Raw genomic sequence first — 14,301 nt, forward strand, 5'->3', positions numbered from 1 at the left:
GTAGGAGAGGATGCTCAAAATACAGTAGTTTGATCAACTATTACGTGTATCGATTTCACGATTGTCCCTAGTGGTTAAGCTGACCTTGTTGTATGGTTTGATTTCATTCCTGCATGGATTGGTTTTCTTGTCATTGCGAGGAGGTATTGTTGCGTAGACACCGGTAAAACCTACTGTGTCACCCCGTGGTCCATAAAAACAATAAAAAGTACTAATAATTTTAGTATTTTTAACTGGATCCAGTGGTCAAGCCCACGGGGTGATAGAGGTAAAATTGATCTACGCAACAAGATCGCTTGCAATGACGACTTGGTATTCACGCTTGCAATGTCTTGCAGGATGATCCACAAAATTATCAATGTTTTATCATTTTATTATAGTGTTCCGATAAAACTTTCACGCCATATAGCCATAATAGACATACGATAATAAAACTAAGCATCAATAAACCGGCTATGTCGTTATGTATGGCGTTCGGGAAAATACTAAAGGATATGAATTGAATAATAGCACCTATTGATTTACCGATTTTAGTACCCATAACATCAACAGCAGCTTTACCTTTAGTCTTCATTTCACTATCGAGCGGAATATATACCATTTCTTTAGTAGCATCGAAAAGTGAATATTTTACGGATTTAGAAAGTACATGCCAAAGTCCGCCGATAAAAACTATAACGACAAGCGGTGAACTATAGCCGAGAGTATTTACAATATTTCCTAGGTGATTTTCAAAAACCGTGAATGAAAAGAACATAACGCCTGCTCCAAACATTATAATCGGTGTTATAATAGCTCCCCAAAACCAGCCGCATATTCTAATTAAACTACTGCCTAAAAACGCACTAACTAACGTGAGTACTCCCGTCCAAAAAAATACTTCACCGTGATAGGATATAAAATCCTTTGTGGCAGGATAGAGTTGTTTTACTTTTGACATCCATAATCCTTCTATGAGGCTAATACTCATAGAATAAGATATTACAAGAAGACAAATAAAACCGAGATATCTAGAAGTGAATATTACTTTTGCACTTTCAATTAAGCTTAATTTTAATATATCCGTTCTTTGGTTTTTAAATTTAATATTTTTGTCTGCTTCTACGACTGATTTATCAATAAGTTTATGAAGAACTAGACAAATTAATCCGGATATTAAAATAACCGTAATAAATGATTTTAAAAGGATTTCGTTTGTATCGTTTAGATGAGAAAATAAAGGTAATAAAAAATGCTCACTCTTAGCAAAATAAATAATTACGGTTCCTGAGATAAGTAAATTCGTTTGTCCGAATAAAGTAAAAAATGAGTAAAATCTTGGTGCTTCTTCGACTTTAGTAATTTTATTTGCAAGTTGCCAATATAAAAGAGTAAAGACTATAACTGGCCATAATTCTCCCATAATATAAAATAATACTAAACTCCACTGTCCCCAAATTATTAAAAACCATTTTAAGTGAGGAAGAATAGTGATATAGTGCTTAATTAAGCCAGGATCAGGATGAAAAAAATCTTTGTACGGAAATAAAATAAAACCAAAAATTGCGAAAAAAATAAAAAAGTACCGGTAATTATCCTAAAAACTTGCTCTGTTGTCATAATATTACAGAGTTTAGAATAAAGAATAACAAATAAAATTCCCATCGGCATTTCGCCCCACAGTTTGATAAAACTCAATACTTCCGAGCTAATTAAGGTAACAACAAAACTATCTTTAATACTACGAACTAAGTTTTGATTAAGTAGAATAAAAAACATTAATAAAGCCATCGGGATGAACTTGGTTAATTCATACGATCTAATCGGCCATACTATATGCCTAAATTTACTGTTTCTGGCTTTATTCCAAATTGTGAAGTTAGAATCCACGGCATCCATTTGATTTACTATGAGCTTATTTTTTTAGTACCGGATAGTTTTTATTATATGTCATTCCTGCTTATGTGCATGACATAGAGTGAGACTGCTCTTGAGTTGATATCCATGGGAATGACATATAAGGCTTTAAGTATTACAAAAATATAACATCTTCAAAACTGTCCGGCTATATTATTTTTATGCAACCTAGACTATAATAAAAACTATGTCAAGATTTTTTATTATAGTCTCATATATTGTTGTTAATTACATTTGTTATACTTAATCGTTGCGTTAATAAACTGAATAAATAACGGATGAGCTTCAAAAGGTTTAGATTTAAATTCTGGATGAAATTGTACTCCTACGAACCAACGCAGTCCCGGTAATTCAATTATTTCTACAATCTCTTCATCTTTTGAAAAACCGCTAAATACTACTCCATTTTTTTCAAAAATATTTTGAAATTCATTATTAAATTTATATCTATGACGATGTCTCTCATTTATTTCAAGGGTTTTATAAGCATTAGCTGCAATGGTATTTGCAACCAAAATACAAGGATAAGAGCCGAGCCTCATAGTCTTTTTTACATTTTCAATTGTTATTTTTGAGTCTTCATAGTTTTTATTTATTTTCTTAATAATTTTTGTACCGGCTACTTTAAATTCTTCCGTTACTGCATCTTTAATACCGATTAAGTTCTGAGCTATTTCGATCGTCGCAAGTTGCATACCGAAACATATTCCAAAAAAAGGTATGTTATTAGTACGAGCATATGTTATTGCTATAATTTTTCCTTTAGTTGCACGTTCTCCAAATCCGCCTGGTACTAAAAGTCCATCTATATTTAATAATTTTTTATTAATATTCTCTTCAGTTAGATTTTCAGCATTTATCCATACTAAATCAATTTTGTATTTGTAATAAATACCTGCATGATCAAGTGCCTCGATTACTGATTTATAAGCATCTTTTAATTTATGATATTTAGCTATTATAGCAATTCTTACTTTTGAATTAGAATCTTTTAGCCTACCAATTATATCATACCATTTATCTAATTTAGACGGTACGACATTAATATTAAAAAATTTTAATACTTTATTGTCAAAACCTGAATTATGATACGCAATCGGTACTAAATATATATTTTTTTGATCTATTGCCGGAATAACATACTCAGATTCTATATTACAAAATAAAGCTATTTTATCTATTTCGCTTTTTGAAATGTTACGTTCTGCACGACAGACTAGTATATTAGGTGTAATACCTATAGCACTTAATGCTTTAACTGAGTGTTGGGTAGGTTTTGTTTTTAATTCACGAGCGGTTTTAACATAAGGTAATAATGTTAAATGAATAAATAAGCAATTTTCGCTTTTTAATTTGTTACCGATTTGCTTTATAGCTTCAAAAAACGGTAGACCTTCAATATCACCGACTGTACCGCCTATTTCACAAATAATAAAATCAAAACCCTTGGTATTTGAAAGTATAAAATCTTTTATTATATGTGTAACATGCGGGATGATTTGAACAGTAACGCCGGTGTAATTTCCTAAACGTTCATCTTTAAGTAATTTTGAGTATATTGCTCCTGTCGTGATGCTATCAAACTTGCACGAGGAAACTCCGGTAAAACGTTCATAATGTCCAAGATCTAGATCGGTTTCTGCTCCGTCATCCGTTACATATACTTCCCCATGTTCGTGAGGATTCATAGTCCCAGGGTCGACGTTAAGATAAGGGTCTAGTTTTCGTACGCAAACTTTAAATCCTTTTGCTTGTAATAGCATAGCAAGAGATGCTGCCGTTAGACCTTTACCGAGTGATGAAACAACGCCGCCGGTAACAAAAATAAAACGTACCATTATTTATTATAAACCTAGTTTACTAATATTTTTGTAAAATTTTACTGCTTTTTTTAAATCTTCTTCCGTATCTACGGAAATAGGAACATTCTCAACTAAACATGTACCTATAGTCATGCCGTTTTCAAGGACACGTAATTGTTCTAAACGTTCTGTTTTTTCTAAAAAAGTTGGCTTAAGAGATACAAATTTTTCTAAGGCGTTTTTGCGAAAACCATACATGCCTACATGATATAAAAATTCTTCTGCACCGTTTGGAATAAGACTACGCGAAAAATACAATGCTTTCCCCGCTGAGTCAACCGCTACGGTAACATTACTACTAGCTTCCACTGATTCCCTATCTACCTTTACTACCGGTGTAACAATATCGTATTCACTGTTTTTTAAATATTCTATAATTTTCAAAATAGAGCTAGGTTCAATAAAAGGCATATCTCCCTGTATATTAACTATGTAATTAATGTTTTGATTATTTGGAATTAATTTAAAAGCTTCATAAGTACGGTCAGTACCGGTTGGGATAGCACTATCCGTGAATATTACTTTCCCTCCAACTTTTTTAATAATATCTGCTATCTCTTCCGAGTCGGTCGCAACATATGTATGCTCAAGGTTAACCTGATTTATTTGCTTGAATACCCGCTCGATTAAAGTTATAGAGCCGATAAGCTGCAGCGGTTTTTGTTTAAGCCTAGTTGAACTTAGCCTTGAGGGGATAATTATAGCAACGTCCTGATGCTGCATAAACTTCCTATGTATTAAATTACAAAATAATTGTTGACAGCTTAGCCTTTTTCGGCGATAAAGTAAAACATAATTTTTGAATATATATTTATACTTAAGCGTCATTTCGTGATCAAGCCACGGAATGACACACACAAAAACATAAATATATTTAAGAGCTCGTAGCTCAGTCGGTAGAGCATTTGACTTTTAATCAAAGGGTCCCGGGTTCGAATCCCGGCGAGCTCACCATACTTCTACACTGTGGGTTTGTAGCTCAGCTGGTTAGAGCACACGCCTGATAAGCGTGAGGTCGGAAGTTCAAGTCTTCTCAAACCCACCATTCAATCAACTAAAATCTGTGTTACATATTTAAAGAAGAATAAGAAACATTAGATTAATCAGTAGTTTCTTTGTATCGGTAACATTTTTTCTCAATGAGTTTTTTTAGAGGTAGGAATAGTTTAGAAGGGAGATTATTAAGAGCACACCACGGTCAGTTTCCTACCTTATGAAGCTCAAGATTCTGTAATTCATGTCTTAAACAATGAGCTTTAAGGAAAATAGAGACATAATGCTTTTGCTCTTTTTCAAAGGCATCGTTAGTCACCGCTATAAATTGTGGGTTTTCGATGATTAGATTTGTTTCTTCTAAAACTTCACGGATAGCACATTCTTCAAATGTTTCTCCAAATTCTAAATGTCCACCGGCAGGAGCACAACTAGACTCGTCACGGGAACTAATACGTTTACCTAGTAAAATCTCATTTTTGCTATTAAAAACTATAGCACCTATACCGACACGTGGGTGGTTAGTCATATATTAAGTAGCTCCGAATAAATAATAAAGTCGATATACGAAGTGCTATCTATTGACTTATTAATAGCTTACGTTAATTTCCAAATTAAATAAAAAATATTGCTTATTTAAATACCATGAGCTATTTGTAGATTATATTTAATATTTACCTGTAGTTATGAATTCTACCAATCAATCACAAAATAATAGCTTAACTCTCTCATGGCTTAAGCTTGGTATAGTGTCTTTAGGGCTTGCCGGTTTATATTCAATTATTTTGGTGGTACTACGTACTCCACAATTATCGCGTTTTTTCCCGAATCCGCATATTTTCAAATCTGCTTTAATTATTCATGTTAATTTATCGGTATTGATTTGGTTATTGTCTATTACGGCTAGTGTTTGGTCTTTGTCATTAAAACAATCCTCTATGTCATTCCCGCGAAAGCGGGAATCCATTTTTTTTTTCTAGATTCCCGCTTTCGCGGGAATGACATACTATGCAAGCTTGCCTTCTTAGCTACTCTTCTAATCGCTATTTCCTCAATAGCGGGGCATAATCCGGTGATGAATAATTATATACCGATGCTTGAAAATATCGTATTTATTTTAGGGTTAAGCTTATTTGGCGTTACGTTGCTATTATATGCGATAAATATTTTATACTTCTTCGATTGGGCAAATTTAAATAGTCTAGTTAATTTTACAATATTATCGACTATTATAATGTTTATTTTAAGTTTCGTTTGCTTTGGATGGTCTTATAATGGTTTGCAAAACATTATCCAAATTATTCCTATCGAGATAGAATTTTATTATGAATTACTTTTTTGGAGCGGAGGTCATTTATTGCAATTTATATATACTCAAATATTAATATTTATTTGGGTTATCTTATTTCAGAAGCTAATAGACAGAGAATTAAAATTCCAAAAATTTCACCTGTTTTTACTTTATTTAAATTTTATTTCCAGCATTCTTATACTTTTCGGTCATATATCTTATGACATTATCGACGGAGCATTCAAAAAATTCTATACAAATCATATGAAATATCTAGGCGGTATTGCTCCTGTTTTATGTTTGGTCGGTATGGGGGTTGAATTCTTGTCATCCCGCGGCTTGACCACGGAATCCAGTAAAAAAATAGATTCCGTGGTCAAGCCGCGGGATGACACGGTTATAATAAATAACAGAGTCATCAAAACCATCTTACTTTGCTCCATTACTTTATTTTTACTTGGCGGGCTTATTGCAATGAACATCACGGGTATAAATGTAGTAATCCCGTCTCATTACCACGGTTCTATAGTAGGGATTAGTATTGCTTGTATGGGGTATAGTTATTTTGGTATCAATGTTATTCCCGACCCTTATGTCATTCCCGCAGAAGCAGGAATTCAGAAAAAAGTATTCGCAAGCATGAATTCCTGCTTCTGCGGGAATGACATAAGGGGTTACGGGATGACATTTGCCATCTACCTCCTAACATTCGGGCAGATTCTGCACATACTAGGTCTAGCACTCGCCGGCGGTTATGGAGTTATGCGGAAAGATCCAAATAGCGTAATGTCGATGTCAGCTAAGCTATTAATGGGAATGATGGGAGGAGGAGGGCTGATTGCTATAGTAGGCGGCTTGATGTTTGTATATATTTGTGTTAGAGTAATTTTTTTTAAAAGTATAAAACTAGAACATGAGTAAACCAACTAGAGAAGAAGCTACAGAGGCAGTAAGAACGTTACTAAAATTCATTGGTGAAGATCCAACTAGAGAAGGGCTACTTAAAACCCCTGATAGAGTAATTAATAGCTATACGGAAATATTTTCCGGTTATGGAAAAGATGTAGAAGAAATATTAAATACAAAATTTTACGATACTTGTAATTTTCAGGGCTTTATTTCACTAGAAGGCATAAAATTTACCTCTTTTTGTGAACATCACATGTTACCTTTTAACGGTACGGTACATATAGCTTATATTCCTGATAACTGTATTGTCGGCATAAGCAAGTTAGCACGAATAGTAAATATTTTTGCTAGAAGGCTGCAAATTCAAGAAAAAATGACGGTACAAATAGCAGAAAGCGTACAGGAGAATTTAAGGCCGCTTGGCGTTGCCGTTAAGATTTCTGCCTTGCATAGTTGTACGTCTATGCGTGGAGTGATGCAGGATCATAGCATAATGAATACCATACATTATACGGGTATATTTGCTGAGCAGCAGAAATATCGCCATGAGTTTTTGAATCTTACCACGAAAAGATAAGTGTATCTTTTATGTCATTCCCGCGGAAGCGGGAATCCATCTTATTATTATAAATGTTTTTCTGCATTCCCGTTTCCGCGGGAATGACATAAAAGATACGGAGATGACATAGAAATACCATATTAAACTAAAAATAACTAAAAAAATTCTATGTTATTATCACAATATTTTTTACCTGTTTTAAAAGAAGAACCAAGTGAGGCTCAAGTAACTTCGCATAAATTAATGCTTAGAAGTGGAATGATTAGGCAGCAGGCAGCAGGGATTTATACATGGCTTCCGCTTGGCTTAAAGGTACTTAAGAATATCGAGAACATAGTAAGCTTAAATATGAATAAAGCAGGAGCTTTAGAAGTTCTAATGCCTTGCATTCAACCGGCACATTTATGGATGGAATCGGGACGTTTTGATAATTACGGTAAAGAAATGCTGAAATTTCAAGATCGTCATGATAATACTTTACTATTCGGTCCGACTAATGAAGATATGATTACGGATATTTTTCGTCATAATATTAAGTCATATAAGGATTTGCCTAAAAATCTTTATCATATCCAGTGGAAATTTCGTGATGAGATTAGACCACGTTTTGGTGTTATGAGAGGCCGAGAGTTCCTTATGAAAGATGCTTATTCTTTTGATATCAACGAAGAAAATGCCGTTAAGACCTATAATCAAATGTATAAGGCTTATATTAATACTTTCAGGGATTTAGGCGTGTTTGCTATCCCTGTTATTGCCGATAACGGTCCAATCGGCGGCAAGTTAAGCCATGAATTTCATATAATTGCTGAGACTGGTGAAAGCACTATTTATTATGATAAAAGATTTAAGACACTAAAAGATAATCCTGATATCGATGTAGAGGAAATTAAAAGCTGGTACGCAGCAGCTGAAGAAAAGCATGACATAAATAAACTATCTATATCTGAACAAGAAATAACCAGTAGTAAAGGGATAGAAGTTGGGCATATTTTTTATATCGGATCAAAATATTCGGTTAATATGAATGCTCTTATTCATGACGAACACGGTAAACTAGTTCCTGTAGAAATGAGTTCCTACGGTATAGGTATTTCAAGGCTAGTTGCAGCTATCATAGAAGCAAATTGCGATGAAAAAGGTATCATTTGGCCTTCTAGCGTTGCTCCTTTTAAAGTTTCTCTAATTAATTTGAATATTCAGGATAGTAAATGTGTAGAGCTTGCGGCAAAAGCTTATAAAGAGCTATCAGATAAAAATATAGAAGTGTTATATGACGATACCGAAGCACGTCCAGGCAGTAAATTCGCAACGCATGACCTTATCGGATCACCTCATCAAATTATAATCGGTCCTAAAAAAGCTGCAAATAATATCGTTGAATTAAAAGACCGTAAAAGCGGAAATATAGAGGATATTGAGGTAGAAAATCTTATTAATTATATCAAATAATATAGACAGTGATAGTATCATATAAAATATATGAATATATCTGCAACTGAGTTAAATAAAAATCCTGGAGAAATCATTGATCAGGCATTGAGAGAGCCGATAGTTATTAATAAGCAAGGTAGACCTACTGTTTTTTAGTAGACTATGAATATTTTACTAAGCTTGAAGATGATTATTGGTGGAAGGCAGCAACAAATATTACAAAACAGCCGGAATGGTTATTAGTAAAAGAATCAGCAAAATTTCTTAAAAGCTAATGAAAGAAATAATTTTAGAAAAAAGGATAATAAAAATATTAGACCGTTATCCTGAAAATCATCAGCGTAAAATTAAAAACAAAATTCTCGCTTTAATAAATAATTCAGTAACCAATGGTAGTAAATTATTAGTAGGCTACCATGATTTTTATAGATGCGATATTGGAGAATATAGAATAATTTATTGTTTTAATGAAACTACAATTTATGTGATATTAGTTGGAAAAGGTAACGATTCTGAAGGGTATAAGTTATTAAAAAACATTTTCTAACAAAATATACTGTAAGAGACATGAGTGTATGACACAGTTGATTCACAGGAAATTAACATGAAAAATTTTATAAAATATTTGTTTTTTACCGTTTTATATATTGTAGTAACAATAATAGTCGCTTATATGGTTTTGGCTCAAACTGTTCCTAATGATGGGCAGTGTCATATGATGGATAGACCGCTTGTTATTCATTACATCTTAGCAGCAATTATTACCGCTTTACCGGCACTAATTTTAATATATAGTAGAAGTAAGAAAAAGAAGAAATAAATTATATGATCGGTAAATTAAGCGGTAAGATTGATGCCCAAGGTGATGATTACATTATAATTGACGTAAACGGGGTAGGATACTTAGTATATGCTTCGGGTAAAACTTTAGGTAAACTTGCCGAAGGGGAATTTTATAAACTATTTATCGAAACCCATGTTAGAGAGGAACATATTCATCTTTACGGCTTTCTAACTATAGAAGAGAAGAATTTGTTTAATTTGCTGCAATCCGTGAACGGTATTGGTACAAGAATGGCTCTATCTATTTTATCAAATCTAACTCCTACGGATATTCAAATTGCTATAAATAATGAAGATAAAGATATATTTAAAGCAATATCCGGCGTTGGTGCTAAACTTGCTGAGCGTATAGTGCTAGAGCTGAAAGGTAAAGTAGCGAAAATATCAAGTGGTTCAGCTATTATCAAAGATAGCTTAAATATCAAAAATATTACATCAGTCGCAAGCAATGAAGTAATAAAAGCTCTAGTCAATCTAGGCTTTTCTAGATTTGAAGCTCAAAACGCCGTTCAAGGCATTATTATCCAAAACCCCGAAATCTCTATTGATGAATTAATCAAAACAGCCCTGAAAAATCGAAATGCTGGCCTTTAAATCAAATATTAATTTATTAATACTTTTTACTTTTCTTTAATTTTGATATATAATACGTATTCAAAAGAAATATCATTAAAATTAATAGGTAAAATTATGTCAAAATTAAAAATATTTTTAGCAAGTATAAATGCTAATAAATTAATTGAAGAACTAAGAAAGATCCAGCTACATTAAATATCAACGATGAGGTATTACCCAATCATTTGGAAGATTTAATAGAAATTTTAAAAGGAGATGATACTGTAAAAACGCTCAAGATTGAAAGGTCTGTATGGAATTCAGTATCATTACTATCACACAACGGTATAACAGAAGAAAGTAAAATAGAATTATTGCAAGTGATACCAAAAATGAAATTAAATGCTTCAGGTTTAACCGGTCTTACCTAAACAATAGCGATATAGATATTGTTTGTGAAGCAATCAAACATAGCAAAATTAATGAACTTGAGTTTTTTTAGGTAGAGAAATAAGTGATGAATCAAAAGCAAAATTATTCACTTCTATAAAAAATAATAAAGTTCTTCTTAATTGTTTGGTTACGGGTCCAAATGATATGTCATTACAAGAGAAACACGAAAAAAAAGAATGGATAAGTCAAATTAAGAAGATAACTGATGAAAATCAGATTATTCTAGAAGAGAAGTAGCACAAGTTTTAAAAGAGTGGTCTGAAACGTCTAACGATGTGCATAAGGGTACAATTCATAATCACTTAAAATTATATTAAAAGTTAAATAAAGATAATGTTATAGAAGAGTTAGCAGAATTAAAAGTAATTGATGCAAATTCTATTCTAGAAAACGCAGATAAACATATTAATGAGCATTTTTTTGAGATGATGGGAATTACACAAGAGGTTATATGTTGGTGATTTATCTAATATAAATCAATTAAATTATATAGAATCTTGAAATAATTTATAGCATAAAACTATTTTTTAGCTATTATTAGTCATTATATTTGATTTAAAATAATGACTAATATATTATCACCTGAAAAAAGTGACAATGATCAAGAATTGCCTATAAGGCCCTCATATTTACAGGAATTTGTCGGTCAACAGCAGATTAAAGAAAATCTTTCGGTATTTATTAAAGCTGCAAAATCTCGGAATGAGCATCTTGATCATACTTTATTTTACGGTCCACCAGGTCTTGGTAAGACTACGCTTGCCAAAATTATTTCCAACGAAATCGGCGGTAATTTCAAATCCACCTCCGGTCCTGCTATACTTAAGGCAGCTGATCTTGCTGCTATTCTTACTAATCTTGAAAAGAACGACGTATTATTTATTGATGAAATCCACCGATTAAATACTGCGGTTGAAGAGATTTTATATCCTGCTATGGAAGATTTTGAGCTTGATATAATTATCGGTGAAGGACCTGCCGCAAGGTCAGTGAAAATAACCTTGCCGAAATTTACCTTAATCGGGGCTACTACACGCCTTGGGCTGCTTAGTAATCCTTTGCGTGATAGGTTCGGTATTCCTATGCGGCTTAATTTTTATAATACTGAAGAATTGAAAAAAGTTCTAAATAGAGCGAGTAAATTATTTGATATTGATTTGACCGATTCAGGTTCGGAAGAGATAGCAAAAAGAAGTAGAGGAACGCCAAGAATTGCATTAAGATTGCTGCGTCGTATAAGAGATTTTGCAGCAGTTGACGGTAAATCAAGAGTAGATAAAGAAATCTCTGATTTTGGGTTAAAGCGTTTGGAGGTTGATCTCATAGGACTTGATAGTAATGATTATCGTTATTTGAAATTCATAGCGGATAATTATAACGGTGGTCCTGTTGGAATTGAAACGATCGCAGCAGCCCTTTCTGAACAGCGTGATGCACTTGAAGAAACCATAGAGCCTTATCTAATACAGATAGGTTTACTACAAAGAACTCCTAGAGGTAGGGTAATCACGATTGCTGCTTTTGAGCATTTGAAAATGCCGATACCTAATCAATCACATCATCAATTTAATATTTTTAACGAGAATGAATAATAATAATTTAAATGATAGTTATGCAGCTGCAGATGTTATAAAAAGGCTGATAAAAGATCATATTAAACCTTATGCAAATAAAATATATTTTTCTATATTTTGTATGGTTATCGCAGCACTATGTACGGCAGTGATCGTACATGCGGTTAGACCTATTATTGATAAGATTTTTTTAACGCATGATAAGAAAATGCTGATAATAATGCCTATAGTACTTACTGTAACTTTTTTTATAAAAGGAATTTCAGAGTATTATCAGAATTATCTAATAAAATTTGTTGGGCAGAGGGTGCTAAATGATTTGCAGATAAAAATGTATGAGCATTTGTTACTTGCTGATATTTCTTTTATTCAAAACCAATCTTCAGGACGTTTAATATCTCGTTTTACTAACGATATTTCTTTGATGCGTGGGGCTGTTTCTAATTTACTTGTTGGCTGTGCTAAACATTTCCTAACTGTAGTATGTTTAATAATAACGATGTTTCATTTAGAACCACTATTATCTTGCGTAGTTTTTCTTGTTTTCCCTTTGGCTGTTTATCCGGTGCAAAGGATGAGTAGAAAGATAAGAAAAATATTTGCACAATCACAAGAGGAGCTTGGACATTATACTTCTAGGCTTGATGAAACATTTCAGTCAATTAAGATTATTAAATCTTTTGTAGGCGAAAAAATAGAAAGTAATAGAGCATCGTTGATTATTAATAATATTTTAGAGTTTTACAAAAAAACATCTAAGCTAGATGCGATGGTTTCACCGATTATGGAGGGTTTAAGCGGTCTTGCAGTCGGAGGGATGGTTTTGTACGGAGGTAATCTAGTTCTTGAGGGTAAAACAACACCAGGTGCATTATTTGCTTTTTTAGCTGCTTTTGCTGCAGCTTATCGACCATTTAAAAGTTTGGTATCATTAAATATTAATTTGCAAGAAGGAATAGCAGCAGCTAAGAGGGTATTTAGTATTTTAGATACCGCACCTCTTATTAAAGATCATGAAGATGCTAAAGAAGTAGATTTATATAATCCACAAATTACTTTTGAAAAATTATCTTTAAGTTTTGAGAGTAAAATAGCTATAAAATATATAGACTTAAAGTTAGAACCTCATAAAATAATTGCGTTTGTCGGGCGTTCCGGTAGCGGTAAGACGTCCCTTAGTAATTTATTAGTGCGTTTTTATGATCCAAATGAAGGAAGAATTTTAGTTAATAATCATGATATTAAAGATATTAAGCTTACTTCACTTAGAGGTCAGATTTCCTTAGTTACTCAAGATACTCATTTATTTGATACAAGCATTGCCAAAAATATAGCATACGGTCAGGAAAACGCTACAAGAGAAGAAATAATTGAAGCAGCAAAATATGCAGATGCTCATGAGTTTATTATGCATCTGCCGAACGGTTACGACACGCAGATAGGAGTGCAGGGGACAACGCTTTCAGGCGGTCAGCGTCAGCGTGTATCTATTGCTAGAGCGTTCTTAAAAGACGTACCTATTTTAATTTGGGATGAAGCAACAAGTAGCTTAGATCAAGTTTCCGAACAGAAAATTCTAGAATCTTTAAAGAAATTACGCCAAGGAAAAACCACTTTAATCATTACGCATCGTTTAAACAGTATTACCGACCTTGATAATATTATCGTCATGAAAAACGGTGAGATTTGTGAGCAAGGTACTCACACTCAATTGCTTAAGAATAAGGATGAATATTATAGGTTGTATAATAAGGAGCTAAGGGAGAACAGTTGACTTATAAAATAAATAGCTTATATTCCTTAATTTTTATTAGCTATTATTGTATGGTTTAAATTGTCATTGCAAGCGCCTAAAGGCATTGTTGCATAGATTGATTTTCCGTCATTGCGAGAAGAATTACGTAGTAATTCGACGAAGCAATCCAGTAAAAA

12 protein-coding genes, 2 tRNA genes and 4 pseudogenes are annotated in these 14,301 nt (G+C 32.9%); 14 read left to right on the plus strand and 4 right to left on the minus strand.

What is annotated here, in order from left to right:
• Positions 1-355: 355 nt before the first annotated feature.
• The 3 genes and pseudogenes from tlc2 to A452_RS0102395 all read right to left on the minus strand — a co-directional run bounded on the left by tlc2 (position 356) and on the right by A452_RS0102395 (position 4,481).
• A pseudogene (gene tlc2 / locus A452_RS08065) lies at positions 356-1,878 on the minus strand (nucleotide exchange transporter Tlc2).
• Positions 1,879-2,120: 242 nt separating this feature from the next.
• Positions 2,121-3,734, minus strand: a complete 1,614-nt coding sequence (locus tag A452_RS0102390; protein WP_014412857.1) for a CTP synthase — start codon at positions 3,732-3,734, stop codon at positions 2,121-2,123.
• A gap of 6 nt (positions 3,735-3,740) precedes the next feature.
• On the minus strand, positions 3,741-4,481 hold the full coding sequence (locus tag A452_RS0102395) for a 3-deoxy-manno-octulosonate cytidylyltransferase (RefSeq protein ID WP_014412856.1): 741 nt from the start codon (positions 4,479-4,481) through the stop codon (positions 3,741-3,743).
• Positions 4,482-4,636: 155 nt separating this feature from the next.
• Here A452_RS0102395 and A452_RS0102400 point away from each other — a divergent pair.
• Positions 4,637-4,712: transfer RNA gene (locus A452_RS0102400), tRNA-Lys, on the plus strand.
• Between the two features lie 14 nt (positions 4,713-4,726).
• A tRNA-Ile gene (locus A452_RS0102405) sits at positions 4,727-4,803 on the plus strand.
• Between the two features lie 153 nt (positions 4,804-4,956).
• Here A452_RS0102405 and A452_RS0102410 read toward each other — a convergent pair.
• The gene (locus A452_RS0102410) at positions 4,957-5,280 is read right to left on the minus strand and encodes a nucleotide triphosphate diphosphatase NUDT15 (protein ID WP_014412855.1); all 324 of its coding nucleotides are present in this window, start codon (positions 5,278-5,280) and stop codon (positions 4,957-4,959) included.
• Positions 5,281-5,437: 157 nt separating this feature from the next.
• On the opposite strand from A452_RS0102410, the pseudogene A452_RS13110 reads away from it, so the two are divergent.
• From A452_RS13110 to A452_RS0102465, 12 genes and pseudogenes are all read left to right on the plus strand, one after another.
• A pseudogene (locus tag A452_RS13110) lies at positions 5,438-5,669 on the plus strand (hypothetical protein); the annotation flags it as partial.
• A gap of 91 nt (positions 5,670-5,760) precedes the next feature.
• Positions 5,761-6,615 (plus strand): annotated as a pseudogene (locus A452_RS08070) (palindromic element RPE4 domain-containing protein); the annotation flags it as partial.
• A 114-nt stretch (positions 6,616-6,729) separates the two neighbouring features.
• Positions 6,730-6,963: pseudogene (locus A452_RS12955) on the plus strand (hypothetical protein); the annotation flags it as partial.
• Positions 6,956-7,528: a GTP cyclohydrolase I FolE gene (gene folE / locus A452_RS0102420; RefSeq protein ID WP_014412853.1), complete on the plus strand. Its 573-nt coding sequence runs from the start codon at positions 6,956-6,958 to the stop codon at positions 7,526-7,528. The pseudogene A452_RS12955 and the gene folE, both read left to right, overlap by 8 nt.
• A gap of 150 nt (positions 7,529-7,678) precedes the next feature.
• A complete protein-coding gene (gene proS, locus A452_RS0102425; RefSeq protein WP_014412852.1) occupies positions 7,679-8,962 on the plus strand; it encodes a proline--tRNA ligase in 1,284 nt (427 codons plus the stop codon).
• A 30-nt stretch (positions 8,963-8,992) separates the two neighbouring features.
• The gene (locus A452_RS11850) at positions 8,993-9,100 is read left to right on the plus strand and encodes a type II toxin-antitoxin system prevent-host-death family antitoxin (RefSeq protein ID WP_014412851.1); all 108 of its coding nucleotides are present in this window, start codon (positions 8,993-8,995) and stop codon (positions 9,098-9,100) included.
• A gap of 118 nt (positions 9,101-9,218) precedes the next feature.
• Entirely contained in the window at positions 9,219-9,491 is a 273-nt protein-coding gene (locus A452_RS0102435; RefSeq protein ID WP_014412850.1) for a type II toxin-antitoxin system RelE family toxin, read from the plus strand.
• Between the two features lie 57 nt (positions 9,492-9,548).
• Complete coding sequence (locus A452_RS0102440; RefSeq protein WP_014412849.1) at positions 9,549-9,764, plus strand: hypothetical protein; 216 nt, start codon at positions 9,549-9,551, stop codon at positions 9,762-9,764.
• 5 nt (positions 9,765-9,769) lie between these two features.
• Positions 9,770-10,381 (plus strand): Holliday junction branch migration protein RuvA, encoded by a 612-nt coding sequence (ruvA, locus tag A452_RS0102445; protein WP_014412848.1) that lies wholly within the window; start codon positions 9,770-9,772, stop codon positions 10,379-10,381.
• Between the two features lie 206 nt (positions 10,382-10,587).
• On the plus strand, positions 10,588-10,773 hold the full coding sequence (locus tag A452_RS0102450) for a hypothetical protein (protein WP_014412847.1): 186 nt from the start codon (positions 10,588-10,590) through the stop codon (positions 10,771-10,773).
• A gap of 585 nt (positions 10,774-11,358) precedes the next feature.
• Entirely contained in the window at positions 11,359-12,387 is a 1,029-nt protein-coding gene (gene ruvB, locus A452_RS0102460) for a Holliday junction branch migration DNA helicase RuvB (RefSeq protein WP_014412845.1), read from the plus strand.
• The gene (locus A452_RS0102465) at positions 12,380-14,143 is read left to right on the plus strand and encodes an ABC transporter ATP-binding protein (RefSeq protein ID WP_014412844.1); all 1,764 of its coding nucleotides are present in this window, start codon (positions 12,380-12,382) and stop codon (positions 14,141-14,143) included. The genes ruvB and A452_RS0102465 overlap by 8 nt, the downstream gene beginning before the upstream one ends.
• Positions 14,144-14,301: the final 158 nt, after the last annotated feature.

Source organism: Rickettsia australis str. Phillips (assembly GCF_000273745.1).
GTDB lineage: Bacteria > Pseudomonadota > Alphaproteobacteria > Rickettsiales > Rickettsiaceae > Rickettsia > Rickettsia australis.

Bases quoted from the DNA above. Each gene is read 5' to 3' on its own strand.
- A452_RS0102390 (WP_014412857.1), bottom strand. From the start codon at position 3,734: ATGGTACGTTTTATTTTTGTTACCGGCGGCGTTGTTTCATCACTCGGT.
- A452_RS0102395 (WP_014412856.1), bottom strand. From the start codon at position 4,481: ATGCAGCATCAGGACGTTGCTATAATTATCCCCTCAAGGCTAAGTTCA.
- A452_RS0102410 (WP_014412855.1), bottom strand. From the start codon at position 5,280: ATGACTAACCACCCACGTGTCGGTATAGGTGCTATAGTTTTTAATAGC.
- folE (WP_014412853.1), top strand. From the start codon at position 6,956: ATGAGTAAACCAACTAGAGAAGAAGCTACAGAGGCAGTAAGAACGTTA.
- proS (WP_014412852.1), top strand. From the start codon at position 7,679: ATGTTATTATCACAATATTTTTTACCTGTTTTAAAAGAAGAACCAAGT.
- A452_RS11850 (WP_014412851.1), top strand. From the start codon at position 8,993: ATGAATATATCTGCAACTGAGTTAAATAAAAATCCTGGAGAAATCATT.
- A452_RS0102435 (WP_014412850.1), top strand. From the start codon at position 9,219: ATGAAAGAAATAATTTTAGAAAAAAGGATAATAAAAATATTAGACCGT.
- A452_RS0102440 (WP_014412849.1), top strand. From the start codon at position 9,549: ATGAAAAATTTTATAAAATATTTGTTTTTTACCGTTTTATATATTGTA.
- ruvA (WP_014412848.1), top strand. From the start codon at position 9,770: ATGATCGGTAAATTAAGCGGTAAGATTGATGCCCAAGGTGATGATTAC.
- ruvB (WP_014412845.1), top strand. From the start codon at position 11,359: ATGACTAATATATTATCACCTGAAAAAAGTGACAATGATCAAGAATTG.
- A452_RS0102465 (WP_014412844.1), top strand. From the start codon at position 12,380: ATGAATAATAATAATTTAAATGATAGTTATGCAGCTGCAGATGTTATA.